The 20,866-nt window shown below is 65.8% G+C and carries 16 protein-coding genes; 6 read left to right on the forward strand and 10 right to left on the reverse strand.

Translation table 11 applies throughout. From position 1 onward, the window contains the following. Nucleotides 1-11: 11 nt before the first annotated feature. A complete protein-coding gene (locus NQJ30_RS11160; protein WP_255769991.1) occupies nucleotides 12-974 on the reverse strand; it encodes a D-2-hydroxyacid dehydrogenase family protein in 963 nt (320 codons plus the stop codon). Nucleotides 975-1,093: 119 nt separating this feature from the next. Here NQJ30_RS11160 and NQJ30_RS11165 point away from each other — a divergent pair, with 119 nt between their 5' ends. Both NQJ30_RS11165 and NQJ30_RS11170 read left to right on the forward strand, forming a co-directional pair. Then, complete coding sequence (locus tag NQJ30_RS11165) at nucleotides 1,094-2,332, forward strand: MFS transporter (RefSeq protein WP_304664028.1); 1,239 nt, start codon at nucleotides 1,094-1,096, stop codon at nucleotides 2,330-2,332. Nucleotides 2,333-2,482: 150 nt separating this feature from the next. Next, nucleotides 2,483-3,619, forward strand: coding sequence for a glycosyltransferase family 4 protein (locus NQJ30_RS11170; protein ID WP_255769993.1), 1,137 nt, complete (start codon nucleotides 2,483-2,485; stop codon nucleotides 3,617-3,619). A 436-nt stretch (nucleotides 3,620-4,055) separates the two neighbouring features. Here NQJ30_RS11170 and aceB read toward each other — a convergent pair whose 3' ends face one another. Both aceB and aceA read right to left on the reverse strand, forming a co-directional pair. Next, nucleotides 4,056-5,708: a malate synthase A gene (gene aceB / locus NQJ30_RS11175; protein WP_255769994.1), complete on the reverse strand. Its 1,653-nt coding sequence runs from the start codon at nucleotides 5,706-5,708 to the stop codon at nucleotides 4,056-4,058. Nucleotides 5,709-5,809: 101 nt separating this feature from the next. After that, a complete protein-coding gene (aceA, locus tag NQJ30_RS11180; protein ID WP_255769995.1) occupies nucleotides 5,810-7,150 on the reverse strand; it encodes an isocitrate lyase in 1,341 nt (446 codons plus the stop codon). Nucleotides 7,151-7,298: 148 nt separating this feature from the next. Between aceA and NQJ30_RS11185 the strand changes: the two genes are divergently transcribed. Next, a complete protein-coding gene (locus NQJ30_RS11185; RefSeq protein WP_255769996.1) occupies nucleotides 7,299-8,813 on the forward strand; it encodes an XRE family transcriptional regulator in 1,515 nt (504 codons plus the stop codon). Nucleotides 8,814-8,953: 140 nt separating this feature from the next. On the opposite strand, the gene NQJ30_RS11190 is transcribed toward NQJ30_RS11185, so the two are convergent. From NQJ30_RS11190 to NQJ30_RS11200, 3 genes are read right to left on the reverse strand one after another with little or no spacing between them, the layout of a single operon-like run. Beyond that, nucleotides 8,954-9,967, reverse strand: coding sequence for a TAXI family TRAP transporter solute-binding subunit (locus tag NQJ30_RS11190; protein ID WP_255769997.1), 1,014 nt, complete (start codon nucleotides 9,965-9,967; stop codon nucleotides 8,954-8,956). Continuing rightward, complete coding sequence (locus NQJ30_RS11195) at nucleotides 9,960-11,411, reverse strand: sensor histidine kinase (RefSeq protein ID WP_255769998.1); 1,452 nt, start codon at nucleotides 11,409-11,411, stop codon at nucleotides 9,960-9,962. The genes NQJ30_RS11190 and NQJ30_RS11195 overlap by 8 nt, the downstream gene beginning before the upstream one ends. Continuing rightward, the gene (locus tag NQJ30_RS11200; RefSeq protein WP_255769999.1) at nucleotides 11,408-12,076 is read right to left on the reverse strand and encodes a response regulator transcription factor; all 669 of its coding nucleotides are present in this window, start codon (nucleotides 12,074-12,076) and stop codon (nucleotides 11,408-11,410) included. The genes NQJ30_RS11195 and NQJ30_RS11200 overlap by 4 nt, the downstream gene beginning before the upstream one ends. A gap of 260 nt (nucleotides 12,077-12,336) precedes the next feature. Here NQJ30_RS11200 and NQJ30_RS11205 point away from each other — a divergent pair, with 260 nt between their 5' ends. Both NQJ30_RS11205 and NQJ30_RS11210 read left to right on the forward strand, forming a co-directional pair. After that, nucleotides 12,337-13,731 (forward strand): MFS transporter, encoded by a 1,395-nt coding sequence (locus tag NQJ30_RS11205; protein WP_255770000.1) that lies wholly within the window; start codon nucleotides 12,337-12,339, stop codon nucleotides 13,729-13,731. Between the two features lie 313 nt (nucleotides 13,732-14,044). Further along, on the forward strand, nucleotides 14,045-15,793 hold the full coding sequence (locus NQJ30_RS11210; RefSeq protein WP_255770001.1) for a pyruvate dehydrogenase: 1,749 nt from the start codon (nucleotides 14,045-14,047) through the stop codon (nucleotides 15,791-15,793). A 170-nt stretch (nucleotides 15,794-15,963) separates the two neighbouring features. Here NQJ30_RS11210 and NQJ30_RS11215 read toward each other — a convergent pair whose 3' ends face one another. The 4 genes from NQJ30_RS11215 to NQJ30_RS11230 all read right to left on the reverse strand — a co-directional run bounded on the left by NQJ30_RS11215 (nucleotide 15,964) and on the right by NQJ30_RS11230 (nucleotide 19,932). After that, the gene (locus NQJ30_RS11215; protein WP_255770002.1) at nucleotides 15,964-16,869 is read right to left on the reverse strand and encodes a hydroxymethylpyrimidine/phosphomethylpyrimidine kinase; all 906 of its coding nucleotides are present in this window, start codon (nucleotides 16,867-16,869) and stop codon (nucleotides 15,964-15,966) included. Nucleotides 16,870-16,901: 32 nt separating this feature from the next. Then, nucleotides 16,902-18,053, reverse strand: coding sequence for a ribosome small subunit-dependent GTPase A (gene rsgA, locus NQJ30_RS11220; protein ID WP_255770003.1), 1,152 nt, complete (start codon nucleotides 18,051-18,053; stop codon nucleotides 16,902-16,904). Nucleotides 18,054-18,337: 284 nt separating this feature from the next. Continuing rightward, on the reverse strand, nucleotides 18,338-19,258 hold the full coding sequence (locus tag NQJ30_RS11225) for a TIGR01777 family oxidoreductase (RefSeq protein ID WP_255770004.1): 921 nt from the start codon (nucleotides 19,256-19,258) through the stop codon (nucleotides 18,338-18,340). 17 nt (nucleotides 19,259-19,275) lie between these two features. Next, complete coding sequence (locus tag NQJ30_RS11230) at nucleotides 19,276-19,932, reverse strand: TetR/AcrR family transcriptional regulator (protein ID WP_255770005.1); 657 nt, start codon at nucleotides 19,930-19,932, stop codon at nucleotides 19,276-19,278. Nucleotides 19,933-20,111: 179 nt separating this feature from the next. Here NQJ30_RS11230 and NQJ30_RS11235 point away from each other — a divergent pair, with 179 nt between their 5' ends. After that, nucleotides 20,112-20,864 (forward strand): queuosine precursor transporter, encoded by a 753-nt coding sequence (locus tag NQJ30_RS11235; RefSeq protein ID WP_255770006.1) that lies wholly within the window; start codon nucleotides 20,112-20,114, stop codon nucleotides 20,862-20,864. Nucleotides 20,865-20,866: the final 2 nt, after the last annotated feature.

Raw genomic sequence — 20,866 nt, forward strand, 5'->3', positions numbered from 1 at the left:
TCAGGGGCAGTTCACGATGCGGTGATCACCCGCACCGGTGCACCGTCGAGCCAGGCTTTGACGTCCTCAAAGGCGCCCCCGTAGAACTGCCGGTAGCTCTCCTGGGTGACGTATCCGAGGTGCGGAGACAGTACCGTGTTGGGCGTGCTGAGGAGCGGATGGGCCGGCTGGATCGGCTCAATGTCGAACACATCCAAGGCTGCGCCCCGGATCCAGCCGTCTTTCAATGCCCGCACCAGGGCGTCCTGCTCAACCAGGGGACCGCGGGACGTGTTCACCAACAGCCCTTCAGGGCCCAGGAGCCGCAGTTCCCGCTCGCCCACTATCCCCTCGGAACGGGGAGAGAGCCGCAGATGGAGGGTGGCGACGTCGGAATTCCTGAAAAGGTCCTCTTTGCTGACCTTCCGGGCCCCGGCGTCGGCGGCGGTCTCCTCGGTCAGGTTCTGGCTCCAGGCGAGCACCTCCATGCCGAAGGCCTGCCCGAACGCGGCGATCCGGCGGCCGATCTTGCCCAGTCCCACCACGCCCAGGGTCTTGCCCGACAGTTCCATCCCCACCGACGTTTGCCACGTGCCGGCTCGTAGCGAGTGCTCCTCGGCCGGCAGGTTCCGGGCCAGCGCCAGCAGCAGCGCCCAGGTCAGTTCGGGGGCAGCGGTGGGGGAGCCGGGCGTCCCGCAGACCGTGATGCCAAGGTCGTCTGCCGCCGCAACGTCGATGGCAGCGTTGGCCATGCCGGTGGTCACCAGGAGTTTCAGGCCGGGCAGCCGTTCCAGCACCGAGCGCGGGAAGGGCGTCCGCTCCCGCATGGCCACCACGATCTGGAAGCCAGCCAGCGCCGACGCAAGCGAGTCCTCCGACTGGAACGGCTCCCGGAACACGGAGGTGGCGACGCCGGAATCTTGCAGGGAGGACCAGTCGGCGAAACCGTGCGCCACGTCCTGGTAGTCGTCAATGATGGCAAGCCGTTGCTGCATGTGAAGTTCCTTCGTCCGGAGAAGCGGGCTGCGCGTGTTCGGTCCAGATAATGCCAGGTCCCGTCATTCTAGGGCGCATTATCCGGCCAGGAACTCCGCGCGGACGAGTCGTGATAGCAATGGGAGGTGAAGAAATCATTTTTATACCCCGCGGTCGCCTCGTGAGCGGACAGTTCCTGGCCAAGATTCCCAGGGGATGGATCCTGCTCGCCTGCATCGGCCTCCTGGCGCTGAACCTGCGCGGACCCTTCGTGGCCGTCCCGCCGGTGGTGGACGTGATCCAGGCGGAACTCGGTTTCTCACCCGTCGTCCTGGGATTGCTGACCAGTATCCCGGTGCTGTGTTTCGCCGTGGCCGCCTCACTCGCCTCCCTGACCGCCCGGAAACTGGGTGCGGAGTTCGCCGTATCCCTGACCATCCTCGGCGTGCTGGCTGGCGTGATTGTCCGTTCAGCCGGCGGCGCGGCGCTGGTGATCGCCGGAACGGTCATCATCGGCCTTGCCATCACGGTGGGTAACATCGCCGTGCCCCTGATCGTCCGCCGGGACTTCTCGCCGATGCGGCAGGGCACGGCCATGGGCGTCTATACGGCAGCGCTGAACATCGGTTCATTCCTGACGTCGATGGTGACGGCGCCGCTCGCCGAGCTGGCAGGGTGGCGGGTGGCCCTTGCCTCTGTGGGCATCCTGGCCGTGGTGGCCATCGTTTTCTGGGCCTTGGCGGTGGGTCCGCGCGCGGCCTTCGTCCCCGCAGCCGCCACCGTAAACGGCGGTCAAGTGCATCCGGCAGTCAAAGGGTCCGGCTGGATCACCGCCGGCCTGACAGCAGGCTTCACCGGGCAGGCGTTCTCCTACTACGCGATAACAGCGTGGCTGCCGAGCTACCTCAACGACGAGCTGGGCATGTCCCCCTCCGCCGCCGGCGCGGGATCGTCACTGTTCCAGATTTTCGCCATCGTTGGCGGCCTGGGCGTTCCCTTCGCCGCCAAATACTTCAGTACGACGACGGCGGCAGTCACCTTGGGCGTCATGTGGACGGCGGTGCCCGCCGGGCTGATGCTGGCCCCGGACCTGTGGTGGCTGTGGTCCGTTTCCGGTGGCATTGCGCAGGGCGGCGGCATCACCCTGATCTTCATCGCCATCATCAAACTGGCGAAGGACCAGGCTTCGGCCGGCCGCATGTCGGCCACGGTTCAGGGCCTCGGTTACTGCTTTGCTGCAGTGGCGCCGCCCCTGGTGGGATTCGTCCACGACTCCACGGGATCCTGGACGGCGGCACTGCTGCTGGTGCTGGCGTCCACGCTGATGTTCTTCGTTTGCACCACTGCTTCCGTGCGCCTGGTGCCGAAGGGGCGCTGACGCGCCGCCCCGCCGTGTCGGCCCTTGCCGCTGGTGGGAGTTGCCTGCGAATCGCGGGTGATCCGCAGCACATCAGCCTGTGGCGGATTGCTATGGTATTGCCATGAGCATCACCGTGCGCCTCACAAACCTTGTCCCGCGGGGTTCCGCATGAGTTCGGAACCGGTCGTCCGTCCCCGGATATTGCTGGTCAAGACACGGGGACGCACCGCTACGGACCGGGGGGAACGACTCCGGCTGGAACAGAGCGGCGACGAACCGCGGAGCCTGCTTCTCGAAGAGGTTTTGGCCTGTGACGTCCTGGACGAGGGCGCGATCGAATCGACGGAAGGTTGGCGTGGACGGCTCTACAGGCGCCTTCCTCTCTTTGTATCCCAAGCGATAGAAGCAGCCCGGCTCAGCTCCTCGTATGACGTTGTTGTGACCTGGTCTGAACGTCATACTGTTGCGGTTGCCGCGCTGTTTGCCGTTTTGCGCGTGCCGACACCCCACCTCGCCCTCATGTTTTGGATGTCCAAACCCTCCGTCCGCTGGCCACTGAGGGTATTCCGCTCCGGTGTGGACCGTATCGTTACCTGGAGCACCATTCAACGAGACGTAGCCGTGAACCGTATCGGCTTCCGAGGGGAGGCCGTGGTACTTGTCCGCCACCCGGTGGATCAGGTGTTCTTCCGACCGGAAAACAACGAGCGGCGCATCTTGTTCTCAGCAGGATCCACCCAGCGGGACTTTGGGATCTTAGTGGAAGCCGCGAGGGGTCTATCGATCCCTGTTCGGATAGCTGCCTCCCTGGTGGTGGCACTAAAGGGCGTCAAAGTCTCAACCGTTGATGTGCGCGAGTCATTGAAACGGGAGGAAAACGTGCAGGTGGATGCCCTAAACTCCTCCGCGCTTAGGGATGCCTACTCCCAGGCCTTGGTGGTGGTGGTCCCCCTGCTTCAAACCGACATTGATGCAGGAGTAAACGTAATACTGGAGGCCATGGCCATGGGGCGCCCGGTTATTTCCACCCGTACGAAGGGGCAGATCGATGTCATTGAGGACGGCAAGACAGGCGTCTTCGTCCCACCCGGCGACGCCGTGGCTCTCCGGGCCAGCATCGATTCGCTGCTGCAGAATCCGCAGGTCGCAGAGGACATGGGAAAACGTGCTCGGGCCTACGTAGAGGCTCATCACCGGCTGGAGGACTTCGTGGAGCATATCCGGGTTCACTCGTTCGAGCTGGCCGGGATGTACTCAAAGCGCTGGCTTCGACTGCCCCGGGAAATGCCGCTCCACACAAAGTAGTCCGTCGTTGCTTATCAGGTAAGGAGAGGACGAATGGGCGGCGACTGGTGCCGAAGTGCGCCCCCGGGCCGCAGCCGTCGTCAGTCCGCCGCGCTGCCCATCGCCACCCAATCTAAGAACGCTCTATTACTCGATGCGGTTCAACGACTGACGCTCTCTCACTTTCCTAAAGAGAGTGTGGGAGTCGCAGGTTGTCAAGCTTGTGGAATCACTGGATTGGTGGTTTGGGTGTTTTTGCTCACAAACAGCCTGACGTAGAGGGACCGTCGGCGGTTTTTCTGCATTAACTGAGAGAGCGTTCCATTCCGTCGCCGGGTGTGGTGGGCCGACGACGGACCTGTTCGAGGGGTGTTCCGTCGCCGGGCCGGCTCCCCGGATCTCGGGGTGCCTGTTGCGAAGGGCGTGCCTGCCCGGCGGACGGAAATCTGTGGAGCGTTTACGCTGCGGCGAGCTCCTCGGCTGTTGCCTTTTCGCGTGCCTCGGTGAGGTAGCGGGCGTAGGCGGGGAGCGTCAGGAAGGACGGGAAGTCCTGGCTGAGCGTGACCTCTTCGAAGATGTCACGGGCGTCTTCGAAGCGGTCGCCGTCGAAGCGTTCCAGACGGGCGAACTCTTCGTCGAGCAGTTCCTCGATCCAGTGGTGGGTGATGATTTCGCCGTGGTCGGTGATGGCCGAGGCGAACATCCACTGCCACAGCTGGGAGCGGGAGATTTCCGCGGTGGCGGCGTCCTCCATGAGGTTGTGGATGGCGACGGCACCGTTCCCGCGCAGCCAGGATTCGATGTAGCGGATACCCACCTCGATGTTGTTCCGGATGCCCTGCTCGGTGATGGTCCCTTCGGTGGCGGCCACGTTGATGAGGGCGCGGTCATCGGGGGTGACGTCCTCGCGGGTGCGGTCCAGCTGGTTGGGGCCTTCGCCGAGGATCGAGTCGAACACCTCGCGGCAGACCGGCACCAGGTCGGGGTGGGCCACCCAGGAACCGTCGAAGCCGTCGTTGGCCTCGCGAGTCTTGTCCGCGCGGACCTTCTCGAAGGCGTTGGTGTTGGCGGCTTCGTCCTTGCGGTTGGGGACGGCTGCTGCCATGCCCCCGATGGCCATGGCGCCGCGCTTGTGGCAGGCCCGGACCAGCTGTTCGGTGTAGGCACGCATGAACGGCTGCGTCATGGTCACCTGGGCGCGGTCCGGCAGGACGAAGCGGGGGCCGCGGGTGCGGAAGTTCTTGATCAGGGAGAAGATGTAGTCCCAGCGGCCGGCGTTCAGGCCGGCGGCGTGGTCGCGCAGTTCGTAGAGGATCTCCTCCATTTCGAACGCGGCCGTGATGGTTTCGATCAGGACGGTGGCGCGGATGGTGCCCTGGGGGATGCCGAGCAGGTCCTGGGCGAGGATGAAGATGTCGTTCCAGAGCCGTGCTTCGAGGTGGTTCTCGATCTTGGGCAGGTAGAAGTACGGGCCTTTGCCCTGGGCCAGGAGGCGGCGGGCGTTGTGGAAGAAGTACAGGCCGAAGTCAACAATGCCGCCGGCGATGGGGGCGCCGTCGATGATCATGTGCTTCTCGGGCAGGTGCCAGCCGCGGGGGCGGACCACGATGGTGGGCAGTTCGCCGGCGGGGCGGAGCTTGTATTCCTTGCCCTCGGGGCTGGTGAAGTCGATCCGGCGTTCAAGGGCGTCGGTGAGGTTCAGCTGGCCCTTGATGACGTTGCGCCAGGTGGGCGTGGAGGAGTCTTCCATGTCCGCGAGCCAGACCTTCGCGCCGGAGTTCAGGGCGTTGATGGTCATTTTCTGGTCCACCGGGCCGGTGATCTCCACCCGCCGGTCCTCCAGACCCGGCGCCGGGGGAGCAACCCGCCAGGACGGGTCGTTGCGGATGTCCTCGGTCTCCCGGAGGAACCGGGGGTCCTGGCCGGCGGCGATCTCGGCCCGGCGGGTCCGGCGTGCCTGCAGCAGTTCCTGCCGGCGTTCAGCCGTGGCCCGGTGCAGCTTTGCGACAAACTCCAAAGCATCCGGAGTAAGAACCTCGTCCTGCCGGCAAATGGGCTGCGCGGTGAGTGTAATTCCGTTGATCGTGAAGCTGTCGGTAAAGGTGTTCATGAGAATTCTCCTTGAATACCCTGTTGCTCTATCAGTTGTGGTCGTCAAAAGGACCCAATGGGGACCAGGACTGATAGAGCAACGGGGGGGAATGGCTGAAGTTAGTGGAACTGGCCCTCTTCGGTCGATCCGACCAGGGCGAGGGTGGATGCGTTCGGGTTGAGCGCAGTGGCGATGTCGTCGAAGTAGCCGGTGCCGACTTCGCGCTGGTGCTTGGTTGCGGTGTAGCCGCGGGATTCGGAGGCGAATTCCTTTTCCTGGAGTTCGACGTAGGCGCTCATGCCTTCCCGGGCGTAGCCGTGGGCGAGGTCGAACATCGAGTAGTTAAGGGCGTGGAAGCCGGCCAAGGTGATGAACTGGAACGTGAAGCCCATGGCGCCGAGCTCGCGCTGGAACTTGGCGATGGTGGCGTCGTCCAGGTGCTTGCGCCAGTTGAACGACGGCGAGCAGTTGTAGGAGAGCATCTGGTCCGGGAACTCGGCCTTGACGGCTTCGGCGAACTTCTTGGCCAGTTCGAGGTCCGGGGTGCCCGTTTCCATCCAGATCAGGTCGGAGTACGGGGCGTAGGCCTTGGCGCGGGCGATGCAGGGTTCGATGCCGTTGCGGACCTTGTAGAAGCCTTCGGCCGTACGGACCGGCTGGCCCCCTTCGCGGAGGATGAATTCCTGGTCGCGTTCGTCGACGTCGGAGGTGATCAGGGTGGCTGCCTCGGCGTCGGTGCGGGCGATGACGACCGTGGGGGTGCCGGCGACGTCGGCCGCCAGGCGGGCAGCGTTCAGGGTGCGGACGTGCTGCTGGGTGGGGATCAGGACCTTGCCGCCGAGGTGGCCGCACTTCTTTTCCGAGGCGAGCTGGTCCTCCCAGTGCACGCCCGAGGCGCCGGCCTGGATCATGGACTTCATGAGTTCGTAGGCGTTCAGCGGGCCACCGAAGCCGGCCTCGGCGTCGGCGACGATCGGGACCATCCAGTCCTCAACGGTCTGGACGCCTTCGGAGAATTCGATCTGGTCGGCACGGAGCAGGGCGTTGTTGATGCGGCGGACCACGGTGGGAACCGAGTTGGCCGGGTACAGCGACTGGTCCGGGTAGGTGTGGCCGGAGTTGTTGGCGTCGGCGGCCACCTGCCAGCCCGAGAGGTAGATGGCGCGGAGCCCGGCCTTGACCTGCTGGACAGCCTGGTTGCCGGTCAGGGCGCCCAGTGCGTTGGTGTAACCGCCGGTCTTGTGCTCTTCGGTGAGCTGCTTCCAGAGCTTCTCCGAACCGCGGCGGGCCAGGGTGTGTTCTTCGGAGACCCGGCCGCGGAGCTTGACGACGTCGGAAGCTGAGTAATCACGGGTCACACCTTCCCAGCGGGGGTTGGCGGCCCACTCGAGCTCCAGGGCGGCGGCCTGCGATGTTGCGTCCTGGCCGGACGGCTGGGTGGGCTCAAATGCTGCAGTCATCGTTGATCTCCTTGGTTGAGCTCCGGATGGAGTAGGTGGGAACCGCGTCGTTGAGGTTCCCACCGGCTTTCCGGTGCGGTGTTTCTTTCCGTGATCACTACTTTTCAGCACTTCCAAGAGGGTTTCTAGATGAAAACTATGGAAAGAAATGCACTTCTTCGCGTATTCTCAAGAAATGCCTCCTGGAAGCTGGAACCGCGAAGCCGCGCCCCCGCCGTCGTCCACCGCGTCCCCGGAATTGGACGTCATCAGCCTCGGCCGCCGCGTACGCCACCTGCGCAAGCAAGCCAGCCTTACCCTCGATGACCTGAGTGCCGCCGTCGGGACTGCGCCGAGCCAGCTGAGCCTGATCGAAAACGGCAAGCGGGAGCCCAAGCTGAGCCTGCTGCAGGGGCTGGCGGCGGCCCTCAACGTCAGCATCGACCAGCTCCTCGGTGCCGAACCGCCCAGCCGTCGCGCAGCCCTCGAGATTGAGCTGGAACGTTACCAGCGCGGTCCCCTCTACGACTCGCTGCACCTGCCCAAAATCCGCATCAGCTCGCGGCTTCCGCTGGATGTCCTCGAAGCGCAGGTCGGGCTGCTGCATGAGCTGGAGCGGAAGCTTAACGAGCAGGTGGCGACGCCGGAGGAAGCCCGCCGCGCGAACGGTGAACTGCGTGCCATGATGCGTGAGCGCGGGAACTATTTTCCGGAGTACGAGGCGGAGGCGCAGAAGGTGCTCGGTCTGGTCGGATACACCTCCGGGCCGCTCAGCCAACACGTGATCGCGGACATCGCCGAGAAGCTCGGCTTCACCCTCCATCACGTGGGTGACCTGCCGCACTCCACCCGGTCAGTGACCGATTTGAAGAACCGCAGAATTTACCTGACACAGAGCCAGCGCCAGGACCACGACCCCCGGTCGGTCCTGCTGCAAGCCTTGGGCCACTACGTCCTGGGGCATGAGACGCCGCGCAATTACGGTGACTTTTTGGCCCAGCGCGTGGCCACCAACTACTTTGCGGCCGCGCTGTTGTTGCCCGAGCAGGCCACGGTGGACTTCCTGCAGAAGGCGAAGGCGGCCAAGGAGATCGCCGTTGAGGATATCCGGGATGCCTTCGCGGTGTCCTACGAAACCGCTGCACACCGCTTCACCAACCTGGCCACCCGGCATCTGGGCATCACCACCCATTTCCAGAAGACCCACCAGAGCGGCATCATCTATAAGGCCTACGAGAACGACGGCGTGACGTTCCCGATGGACCATACCGGCGCCATCGAGGGTCAGCCGTCGTGCAAGTCGTGGACGTCGCGGGCGGTGTTCGATGTGCCGGACAAGTTCAGCGCGTACAGCCAGTACACGGACACCCCGTCCGGTACGTTCTGGTGCACGGCCCGTACGGAGCGCTCGGCCAACGGCGAATTCTCGCTGTCGATTGGGGTGCCTTATCAGCATGTGAAGTGGTTCCGCGGCCGCGAAACCACTGCCCGCGAAAAGTCGACTTGCCCGGACCCGAACTGCTGCAAGCGGCCGCCGGCGGCGTTGGCGTCCGAATGGGCCGGCAACGCGTGGCCGTCGGCCCGCGCGCATTCGCACCTTTTGGCCGCCATGCCGCCGGGCGCCTTCCCCGGCGTGGACGAGACCGAGGTATACAGCTTCCTGCAGGCCCACTCAGGCGCCTGACCCCACCCCCCGACGCTCTCTCAGTTAACGCCGGTTTTCCTTGGACGCTCTCTCACTTTCTTGAAGAAAGCGATAGAGCGTGGCCGGTTTTTCTGCGTTAAGTGAGAGAGCGTCCGCGGTTGGACGGGGGTGGGGGCGGATTACCCGTGCAGGTCGCGGTACGCCGCGCTCGCGGCGGGGTGCAACGGCAGTCCCGGGGTGTTGATGAGCGACTCCGGGCTGAGGAACTGCACCCCCAGGCTGGAGCGCGGAACCAGCTCTTCCGCGTGGTCCACCAGGATCTCCACGGTCTTCCGGACCATCCGCGCGTCCGCATCCGCCCGGCAGAGCAGAAGATTCGCCACACCCACCGTCCAGACCGGCGGGATGCCCGGGTAGGCGCCCTCCGGAATCAGCACACGGTCGTAGAAGAGGCCGTATTTGGCCCGCAGCGCCGGCAGCAGCGGCGAGAGGTCCAGGAGTGCCAGGCCGGCGTTCGTGTGGGCGGCGGCGATGGCAGCGGTGGGAACGCCGCCGGACCAGAACAGCGCGTCCACCGACCCGGCCTGCAGGGCCGCGATGCCCTCGTTGAGCCCAAGATTCAGGACAGTGACGGTTCCGCTGGCTGCCTCCGCGGTGTGGCCAGCCGCGGCGCTGGAGAGCAGCCCCGCCGCCTCCAGCAGGCGGGGCGTGGTCAGGGAGGTCCCGGACCCGGGCTCCCCAACGGCAACGGTACGGCCCGCAAGCCCGGCAATGTCCCGGATGCCGCTGTCCTGCCGCACCACGCAGTGGACGTAATTTTCGTAGACCTTCCCGACGGCAGTGATTCCGACGGCGGTGTCGCCACCTTCCGCGGCGCGCAGGGCAGCCGAATCGGACAGTGCCACCGCTAACGTGGCCTTGCCCGAGAGCAGATCCTCCAGGTTGTCGAGGCTTCCGCCGGTGGTCAGTGCGGTGGCCCGGCGTGCCACGCCGTGACGCTGGAGGGCCTCCGCCAGAAGGCCCGCAAACTCCAGGTAGAAGCCGCCCGGCTCACCTCCGGCCACTGTGACGGAATCCTGCACGCCATCCGTCGTACACCCGTTGAGGGCCGGCACCAGCAGCCCGGCGAGCCCGACGGCGAATCCAGCCTTGAGCGCTGTGCGGCGCGGAAAGGTTCCGGCTGGGTCAGTCATCCGCGGCCTCCGGACCCGTGGAACCCGCGCCTTGCCCGGGTCCGGCGACGGGAAATTCGAGGCGGGCCACCAGGCCGTGCGGGGAAGCCGCTGACAGACGCAGCCGGCCGCCGTTGGCACCCGCGAGCTTGTCCACGATGGTCATGCCCAGGCCGTTGCCGCGGATGCCGAGGGGATTCGGTGCGCGCCAGAACCTCCGGGTCGCCGCAGCCCGCTCTTCGGCGGAAAGCCCGGGGCCGTCGTCGGAGACTTCGACGGTGACAGTGCCCCCGCGACGGTACGCGCCGACGGAGATGCGGGCTCCCGGCGCGTATTTGACCGCGTTGTTCACCAGTTCGGCCACCATCTGGGCCAGCTCGGCGGGATTGCAGGCAACCTGCAGGGCCGGCTCGGGTGCAGGGCCCAGGTGGATGGATGCGCCGGCCCGGCGGGCAGCCGGTTCTACACGTTCGGCTTCCTCCTGCAGGACGGGGTACGGGTCGGCGGGGGCCGGCGCGCCACCCGGGCGGCCGTCCGTGGTGCTGCCGGCAGAGTCTTCACTGGCCCGGTGTTCGGCCGCGGCCAGCCTCAGGACGCCTTCCAGGATGTCTTCCACATGCTCGAGTTCCGTCAGGACCCCGGCCGCGGCCTCTTGCTGCGCGGCGGTCTGCAGTTGCAGTTGGAGCAGGTCGATCCGGAGCCGCAGGGCGCCCACTGGATTGCGGAGCTCGTGCGATGTGTCAGCGATCAGCTGCCGCTGGGATTCCAGGCTGCTGCTGACCGTCCGTGCCATCGCAGTGAATGACCGGCTCAGCTCGCGCAGTTCGGGCGGCCCCTCCTCGGGGAGTTGGCCCGTGCGGCCGGTGGCCTCGAGTTCGGTAACCGCAGAGTTCAGCCGATGGACCGGCCGCAGCACCCAGCCTGTCACCCGGGCTGCAGCAAGCAGGAGCACCGCGGCGAGGGCAACCGCCGCCAGCCCCACGAGCAGCCACCGTTCGCGCAGCTTCTGCCGCGCCGGCTCAAGGTTCACCTCCAGGACCACCTCGCCGAGGACTTGGCTGGCACTGCCAAATGACCGGGACATGACCTCGGAGCCTGCCCCGAAGGGCTGCAACGGTTCCAGAGCGGTGTCGCTGAGGCTGAGGTTTGCCCGCGCAAGTGCTGCCTGGACGTCCGGCCTGTCAGCGTCGAGGCTGCCCGAATGCAGGGTGCCCTCCTGGAGTCGGATCAGTACACCCTCGCCATAGGTTTCGGAGTACCTGTCCATTTCGGTCTGCAGCCGTGCCGACTCGCCGGCGGTCTCGGCGTCGAGGGCCACCTGGGCGAACCGGTTGAGCGCTGCCACCCGCTTGATCTGCAGTTCCTGGGTCAGTTCGCGGCTTACGGAGGCCAGGATGGCGGTGGATCCGAAGATCACCAGCAGGACGGAGAGAACGCTGAGGATGCCCAGGACGCGCAGCTTCACGCCGGGTCCGCCTCGATCCGGTAGCCCACGCCGCGGACGTTGATGATGAAGCCCGGCCGCTGGAGTTTGGCCCGCAGCCCGGTAAGGTGCACGTCCAAAGCCCGCGAAGACGTGACGAAGGCATCTCCCCACAACGCGTCAAGGATCTGTTCCCGGGTCACCACGGATCCGGCGTGGCCGGCCAGAAGGGCCAGAAGATCGAACTCGGTGGCGGTCAGGGGGAGTTCGCCGGCGCCGCGGGTGGCAACCCGCCGTTCGAGGTCGATCTCCAGATCGCCCAGCACGATGTTCCTCTGCGGCGCGGCGGAGAAACGGCCTGCCCGCCGGGTGACCGCTTCGATGCGCGCCAGCAGCTCAACGAGTTTCACCGGCTTCACAAGGTAATCATCCGCTCCGGACCGCAGCCCGAGCACCACGCTGCGTTCGTCGTCGCGCGCTGTCAGGATCAGGATGGGCACCGGGGTGACCTGCCGCAGCTTCCGCAGCACCTCCAGTCCGTCCATGTCCGGCAGCCCCAGGTCCAGCAGGATCACACCGAATTTCCGGTGCACCAGCAGCGCATCAGCACCCCGCGCCACCCGGGTGGGATTGTGGCCGGCCGTGACCACGGAAGCGGCCAGCGCGGAAGCCATGGCGTCGTCGTCCTCGACGATCAGCAGTTCCATGGCACGGTTCCTTTTCGACTGGTGGGCACCCGAAATCGGCCCGCTTTGGAGATTACCCCCAAGCCCCGGGTGAAACCTAAGGAAGTGTTAGGAAATGGCTGCCCGCGTTGGTTGTGCCGTGGCTCACGCATAGCGTGGATGGGGCCCTCGGCGTGTGCGGGGGACCGTCAATGTCGAGGAGGAACCATGCGCAAAGTTGCCGTGGACAGCAGGAACGCACGCCGCGAAGCCGTGGCGCCGCAGCCAAGGAAGGTTCAGCGATGAGCACCCAGCAAACCGAAGTCCCGAGCGAGGCAGCCCAGACCCGCCGGGCAGTGAGCAACATCCTGAAGGGCTCGGCCGGCAACCTCGTGGAGTGGTACGACCTCTACGTCTACACCGTCTTCGCTGCCTACTTCCAGTCCCACTTCTTCAACTCCAAGGACGATCTGCAGGCCGGCCTGGAAGCCATGGCTGTCTTCTCCACATCGTTCCTGATGCGTCCCATTGGTGCCTGGTTCTTCGGCCGCTATGCCGACCGGAAGGGCCGCAAGGCGGCGCTGACCCTCAGCGTGACGCTCATGTCGGCCGGCTCCTTCGCCATCGCCATCCTGCCCACCACCCAGCAGGTGGGTGTCTGGGCCCTGGTGCTGCTGATCCTGATCCGCCTGGTCCAGGGCTTCTCCGTGGGCGGCGAATACGGCACCAGCGCCACCTACATGTCCGAGGCCGCCACGTCCAAGCGCCGCGGCTTTTTCTCCAGCTTCCAGTACGTCACCCTCATTGGCGGCCAGATGCTGGCTCTGTTAGTGCTGGTGATCCTGCAGAACGTCATGCCCAAGGGCGACCTCACCGAGTGGGGCTGGCGTATCCCGTTCGCCATCGGCGGCGTGGCGGCCCTGATTGTCCTGTGGCTGCGCCGCTCGATGGAGGAGACCGTTTCCGAAGAGCAGGTCCTCGCCGCCAAGGCCCCGGTTGCGGCCGGCGAAGCGCAGCCCGGCACCATGCGCCTTCTGCTTACGAGCTACTGGAAGCCGCTGCTGATCTGCATCGGCGTCACCCTCGGCGGCACCGTGGCGTTCTATACCTACACCAACTTCATCCTGAAGTTCATGAACGATACGTCCGGCATCGCCAAGACCGACACCTCCGTGATCAACTTCTGGGCACTGTTCATCTTTATGCTGCTCCAGCCCGTCTACGGCATCATCTCGGACAAGGTGGGCCGCAAGCCGCTCCTGCTCTGGTTCGGCATCACCGGTGTGCTGTTCACCTGGCCGCTGCTCTCCACCCTGTCCGGCACCAAGGACCCGTTCACCGCGTTCCTGCTGATGCTCGGCGGACTGCTCATCGTGGGCGGCTACACCTCCATCAACGCCCTCGTAAAGGCTGAACTGTTCCCCGCATCCATCCGTGCCCTCGGTGTCGGGCTGGGCTACGCCATCGCCAACTCACTCTTCGGCGGCACCGTTCCGCTGATTGGCGCGGCGTTCCAGAAGGCCGAGCGCGTGGACCTGTTCTTCACCTACGTCACCATCGCCATCGCCATCTCGCTGGTGGTCTACATCTTCGCGCTGAAGAACAAAAAGGCTACGCACCTGGACCACGAACAGGGCCACGCCTGGTCCGGTCCTGCCAAGGGTGACGGCAAGGACAAGGACCTCCTCGACGCGTAGGGCGCTGACTCAGGTGGGCGAAAGTTTCAAGTGACGTACGACGGCGGCTGCCCACCCGCCGTCGTACGTCACCCCACCTGCAACGCTCTCTTAGATCATGCAGAAAAAAACCCGGACGCTCGGTCACTCTCTTCAGGAATGTGACAAAGGGCCCGGGTTTTCGTGCAGATACTGAGAGCGCATTGCGGGCTGTGCGTGGCCGGGAGCCCCGGTGTCCGGCGGGTGCCCACCTGCCAGTGTTCAGGCGGCGGGACTATATTGGCGAGGACAGCTCATCAACAGTCAGCCAACCTGATCGCGGGAGTGTGCACGCATGGCCAAGGAACTCGCCACCCAGCTCATTGAACAACTCCAGGCTGCCGGAGTGCAGCGGATCTACGGGATCGTGGGGGACAGCCTCAATCCGATCGTGGACGCCGTCCGCCAGACGTGCGGCTCGGCCAAAGGCGGGATCGACTGGGTCCACGTCCGGCACGAGGAGGCCGCGGCGTTCGCAGCCTCGGCCGAAGCCCAGCTCACCGGCAAGCTGGCCGTCTGCGCCGGATCCTGCGGGCCCGGCAACCTGCACCTGATCAACGGCCTGTACGACGCCAACCGTTCCGGCGCCCCCGTCCTCGCCATCGCCTCGCACATCCCCAGCAAGCAGATCGGCAGCAGCTACTTCCAGGAAACCCACCCGGACCGGCTGTTCAACGAATGTTCCGTCTATTCCGAGCTCGTGAGCACCGCTGAACAGGCGCCGCGCGTGATGCACAGCGCCATCCAGCACGCCATCGGGCTCCGCGGCGTCGCCGTGCTCACCCTGCCGGGCGACATCGCCGGGCTGGAAGCCACAGGGCCGACGCCGGCGCCCGCCACGTTCCGTCCGGCCGCTTTGGTGCCGGACCCCGGCAGCGTCCGGGAACTGGCCGAAGCCATCAACGCGGCGGACAAGGTGGCAATCTTCGGGGGCATCGGCGTCGAAGGGGCGCACGATGAGGTGATTGCGCTCGCCGAACTGATCGGTGCACCCATCGGACATTCCCTCCGCGGCAAGGACTTCCTGCAGTACAACAACCCGTTCGACATCGGCATGACCGGGCTGCTGGGCTACGGTGCCGCCGCCGAAGGCATCGAGGATGCGGACCTGCTCATCCTCCTGGGCACGGACTTCCCGTACGACCAGTTCCTGCCCGGCACCCGCACCGCCCAGGTGGACCGGGCCGCGCACCGGCTGGGGCGCCGGACCGACGTCGACATAGCCGTCCACGGTGACGTGCTGCCCACCCTCACCGCGCTGCTGCCCCAGGTCAAGGCGAAAAAGAACCGGAAATTCCTGAACCAGATGCTGAAGAAGCACGACAGGCTCATGAACAAAGCCGTGGGCGCCTACACCCGCAAAGTGGAGACCAAGGTCCCCATCCACCCGGAATACGCCGCCTCGCTGCTGGACCAGGTGGCCGCCGAGGACGCGGTGTTCACGGCGGACACCGGCATGTGCAACGTCTGGACGGCACGGTACATCAACCCGCTGGGTACCCGCCGGCTGCTGGGCTCCTTCCTGCACGGCTCCATGGCGAACGCCCTGCCGCACGCCATCGGGGCGCAGGTCGCGGCGCCCGGCCGGCAGGTCATCTCCGTGTCCGGCGACGGCGGGCTGTCCATGCTCCTGGGCGAGCTCATCACCGTGGCCGCCCACCGGCTCCCCGTCAAGGTGGTGGTGTTCAACAACTCGACACTGGGCATGGTCAAGCTCGAGATGCTGGTGGACGGACTGCCCGACTTCGGCGTGGACGTGCCCGACGCCAACTACGCCGCCGTGGCCAAGGCCCTGGGCTTCCACGCCGTGCGGGTCACGGACCCGGCACAGATCGAGGGGGCATACCGTGCCGCCTTCGCGCACCCCGGGCCGGCGCTGGTGGAACTCATCACCGACCCCAAGGCGCTGTCCATCCCGCCGAAGATTTCAGGGTCGCAGGTGCTGGGTTTCGCCACGGCCATGTCCAAGGTGGTCCTGAACCGGGGCGCAGGCGAGGCCGTCAGCATGGCCCGCAGCAACCTCCGGAACATCCCGCGCCGCTAAGCCCCAGCCGCCCGGGCTGGCCGGACGCTCTCTCACTTGCTGCAGAAAAAGCCCAAACGCTCGCTCACTTCCCTGAAGAAAGTGAGCGAGCGTTTGGGAAAAACCTGCGTTAAGTGAGAGAGCGTCCTGCTTTGGGGGTGGGCGTTGCCGCACTCAGGATGCGGGGTGCGTTAGCGCGGGCCGCCTTGCCAGAGGGCGTCGAACGGGGCGCCTGAGGCCACCCGGTTGCGGATCCCGGCGGTCACAAATTTCTTGGCCGTGCGGGCAGCCTGCAGCGGAGTGGCGCCCTTCGCGAGTTCCGCCGTTACTGCTGCGGCCAGCGAGCAGCCGGCGCCGGATACGGCCACGTCGCCCACCTTGGGAGCGCTAAGGACCTCGAGAGTCCCGCCGTCGTAGTAGACGTCGACGGCGTCCGGACCGTCCAGCCGCACCCCGCCTTTGGCGAGGACGGCGGCGCCGCTGAGCTCGTGGATGCGGATCGCCGCGGCCTTGAGGGATTCGACGTCGGTGATCTCCAGGCCGGACAGCGATTCGGCTTCGAAGTGGTTGGGGGTGACGAACGTGGCCAGCGGCAGGATCTGCGCCTTCAGTGCCTGGTCCGTGTCCAGCGCGTGGCCGGGCTCCTGGCCTTTGCAGATCAGCACCGGGTCCAGCACCACGTTGCGGAACGCGCCAGATTCCAGAGCAGCGGCAACGGTGGCGATGGTAGCCGGGCTGCCCAGCATGCCGATCTTCACGGTGTCCAGGACGGGCCTGCCCCGCTCACTTTCCGTGCCGGAACGCGCCTTCGACGCCGTGCCGTACGCCGCCGTCGTGGCCTCCAGCTGATCCGCGATGACCTGCTGGTCCACCGGCACGAAACGGTGGTTCCAGCTGTCGTTCGGATCGAAGGACACGATGCAGGTGAGGTTGGCGATGCCGAAGACGCCCAGCTCCTGGAACGTCTTCAGGTCGGCCTGGGCGCCCGCGCCGCCAGTAGCTTCGGATCCTGCAATCGTCAGGACGACAGCTGGCGCGGCAGCGGCGATAACGCCGAGATCGGCTGGGGACGGGGCGGCAGTTGAAGCAAAAGTCATGGTTCTATCCTGCCATCCCGGCCCCAGCCGGCTCAGCGCCGCTTCCGTTTTGATCGCCGGTCCTCCTCCCGCTCTGACCTTGTACGCTCTGCAGACCGTTGGGAAATTCCTCCGCCTATCACCTTTTGGTGCCACTCGCGGTAGTAGGCCCGGCTCGCCGCCGCATCGTTGCGCCGGGCCAGCGCGGCAATTTCGCGCTGGAGTTTCCGGTAGTTGTTCCAGCGGCGGTCCTCGAGCGTGCCCTCAGCGATGGCGGCCTGCACGGCGCAGCCGGGTTCCTGCTGATGCGCGCAATCGGAAAACCGGCAGCGGCCGGCGAGCTCCTCCACATCGCCGAACATCTGTTCCATCCCGTCATCGGCGTCGAAAAGCCCGAACCCGCGGACGCCCGGGGTGTCCATGAGGACGGTGCCGTCCGCCAGCGGGACAAGTTCCCGGGAGGTTGTGGTGTGTTTGCCCTTGAAATCGCCGGTACGGACTTGGCCTGTGTGCTGTACGTTATGGCCAACCATGGCGTTGATCAGGGTGGATTTACCGGCGCCGGATGGGCCCAGCAGGACGAGCGTGCTGCGCTCGGGCAGATGAGCCAGCAGGCCATCGATCCCGTCCCCGTTCTCCGCGGAGGTGGTGACCACGTCAACACCTGCCGCCTGCAGGATGACCTCCCCGACGACGTCGTCCGCCACGGAGGCCAGGTCCGCTTTGGTGATAATCACCAGGGGCACCGCGCCTGAATCCCAGGCTGCGACCAGCGTCCGTTCGAGACGGTTGTGCGTGAGCGGCCGGTCAACGGGAACCACTATGCCGATCAGGTCCATGTTGGCAGCCAGGACCTGGGCAGCTGAGGAGTCCTCGAACGCACGTTTCCTGCTGAGTTCCGACCGCCGGGGGAGTACGCCGACAATCTGCCGGTCACCCGCGCGGTTCGGGCCTATCCAAACCCAGTCACCCGTGACTGGCACGCCGCCATCAAGCGGGTAGGGAAGGTGCAGGAGCTCCGCACCCACAGCCACCAGGACCAGGCTGCGGTCAACCCGGACCACGCGGCCGGGCTCACAGGGAGTGTTGCCGGGTAGTGGATTTTCATCGAAATGCCGTGCGACGGCGGCGTTGTATCCATAGAGGGGTGGGCCGGCCAGGGACGCAGCAAGGCTGTCATGACCGGTATTGAAAGAATTGTTCACTCTGATTACCTCGGGAAAAGTCCCCTGGCGCTTGCAGCCGCCGGGCAAAGCCCAAGTGCGCGGAATTCCGCGTGCTTTATGCGGTACGGAAGCTGGAGACGGGGGTGGCTATTTTGATGGTTTGGGGGCGCCGAGGGCGCACGGCAAAAGCAATCATCAAAAACACCTCCTCCCGCTCTGGTCCGTCCAAGTGAACACCGGACCGGCTTCCACTGTAGCTTCCGCCCGAGGGTTTCGCTACGGGTTGGGGTGGGCTGCCGGCAAGGCCACCCGCGGCGCCCGTTTCACGGCTTTCCCTTGGCAATCGCGAGCAGCGCGCGGCCCAGTTCCGGCTGCCGGTAGATGAAGCCTGCGTCGATCAGCTTTGCCGGCTGGACCCAGCGGCTCTTCAGCACCAGCTCCGTCTCGGTTCGGATCAGTACGGCCCCGAGCCGCAGCAGCCAGGCCGGAGTAGGGATGCCCAGCCGGGCACCGTAGGCCCGCCTGACGAGTTGCATCAGCTCCCGGTTATCCACCACGTCCGGGGACGCAATGTTGACCGGACCGGAGATGTCGGTGCGTGCGTGCAGGAAGCGCACGGCCCGGTACAGGTCCTCCACATGGATCCAGCTGAACTGCTGGGTGCCCACGCCCATGTGGCCGCCCAGCCCCAACCGCGCCAGCGTGGCAAAGGGGCGCAGCGCACCGCCTCCCGGGCCGAGGACGATGGCAATTCGCAGCGCGACTTTCCTGGTCCGCGGGGTGTCAGTGGCCTCGAGGGCGGACTCCCAGGCACGTGCCACGTCCACGGAGAACCCGGCGCCGAGCTCGCCGTCCTCTTCGGACTGCGGCCGGTCGCGGGCGTCCCGGTAGATGGTTCCGGTGCTGGAATTGAGCCATACCGACGGCGGTTCCTGGCAGCGTGCGATCGCCCGGCCCAGTGCCTCGGTGGTGCGCACGCGGGAGGCGAGGATGGCCGCCTTGTTCCGCGCGTTGTAGCGGCAGTGGACCGACCGTCCGGCGAGGTTCACGAGGAGGTCGGCGCCGTCCAGCACCCGTGTGAGCGCGCCGTCGTCGTCCCAGCTCGCAGACTGCCCCGGAGCGCCGCCAGCTGCCCGGCGCCCGATAGTGCGGACGGTCCAGTCATCGTGCTCGAAACGTGCCCTGAAGTAGGAGCCGATGAAGCCGGACGCTCCGGCCAGCACTACGGTTTTTGGTTTATTCATTTCTTTCCCCGTGTTTCCTAATCCCGGATGCTGCGGCTGAGGCTGAGGACGTCGTCCAGGACTTTGCTGACGCCGGGAATCCTTGCGAGGGAAAGTCCCCGGGCGATCAGCGGGACGGCCCCGTCCACCAGTTTCCGGGTGCGGCGCTGCCCCTCGGACGTGTCATACACCCAGAACAGGGCAATCCCCATGTAGCCAAGCCACAGCAGTTCGGGCAGATCCGCACGGAGTTTCTTCGGTGCGGCCGGACGGGCACCTTCCACCGCTGCGCGGAAGATGCCGAGTGAAGCTTCCCGTGCGGCCGTTGACTGCCCGGCAAAGGGATTCACGGGCGACGTCGGCCGGATGGCGGTGGCCACGAAATCGGCACCGAAGCGGTGGTAGGGGGCCATCACGTCCAGCCCTGCGTGCAGGGCGGCCTTGAGACGGCCCGCCAGGTCCGTGAGTCCGGCCAGCGCCTGCTCCGCTTTGGCGGCGTGCTCGGCCTGGACCTGGCTGTAAAGTTCCTGGACCAGATCGTCCTTGGACGCGAAATAGTAGTAGGCGTTGCCCACGGAGACGCCTGCCTCGGCGGCGATGGCGCGCATGGTGGTCTGCTCGAATCCGATCTCACGGAACATCCGCAAGGCGATGTCCGCCAGGCGCTGGCGGGTCTGCTCACTCTTGACAGCCACGGCCTCCCCCTTTTTTGAACGTGTTCAGAAGCAAGTATGGCACGGAATTGAACGTGTTCAAAAAGAGAATGTCCTTGCCGGATGGGACAATGGCGTGACAGTGCTAATACAGCCGGCGCCCCGGTGCAGTCCCTCTGACTGCCAGTGGCCCGAGCGAACCACTTTGAACGGACACCCCTATGCCTTCCCCCTCTGCTCCTGATGCGTCGCCCGTCGCCGCCCCGGCACCCACGGCCGCGAAATTCGCCTCCATCGGCTCGCCCTACTTCGGCATCATGCTGGCGTTTATGGCCGTGGTGCTCATCCTTTCCAACATCGGCGCGTCCAAGGGCGTGGCGATCGGCCCGATCATCACCGACGGGGGCTTCTTCCTCTTCCCGCTGGCCTACATCCTGGGCGACGTCATCAGCGAGGTGTACGGCTTCAAGGTGGCGCGCAAAGCCATCTTCACCACGTTCGCCCTGTCCGTGTTCGCGTCCGTCTGCTACTGGGTGATTATTGCGCTGCCCGGCTTCGATGATGAGTTCGGAGTCGCCAAGCAGTCAGCCCTCGAGGGTGCACTGGGCCCGGTTCCGCAGATCGTCCTCGCGTCCCTGCTGGCCTTCCTGGCCGGGCAGACCATCAACTCGTGGATCCTGGTTAAGATGAAGGCCCGCTCGGGCGAGAAGTCCCTGTGGGCACGCCTGATGGGCTCCTCAGGCGCGGGCGAATTCGTGGACACCCTGATCTTCTGCAGCATTGCGGCCTCTGTCATCGGCATCGCGGACTTCGGCATGTTCGTGAACTACGTGGTGGTGGGCTTTGTCTACAAAACCCTGGTGGAGTTCCTGTTTGTGCCCGTGACGTCCTTGGTGATCGCCTGGATCAAGAAGCGCGAACCCAGCTACGGCGCCCCGACGGCGGCAGCGGTGACGACGGCGGACCGCGCCTAACG

It is taken from the genome of Pseudarthrobacter sulfonivorans (assembly GCF_024391045.1).
Lineage (GTDB): Bacteria > Actinomycetota > Actinomycetes > Actinomycetales > Micrococcaceae > Arthrobacter > Arthrobacter sulfonivorans_B.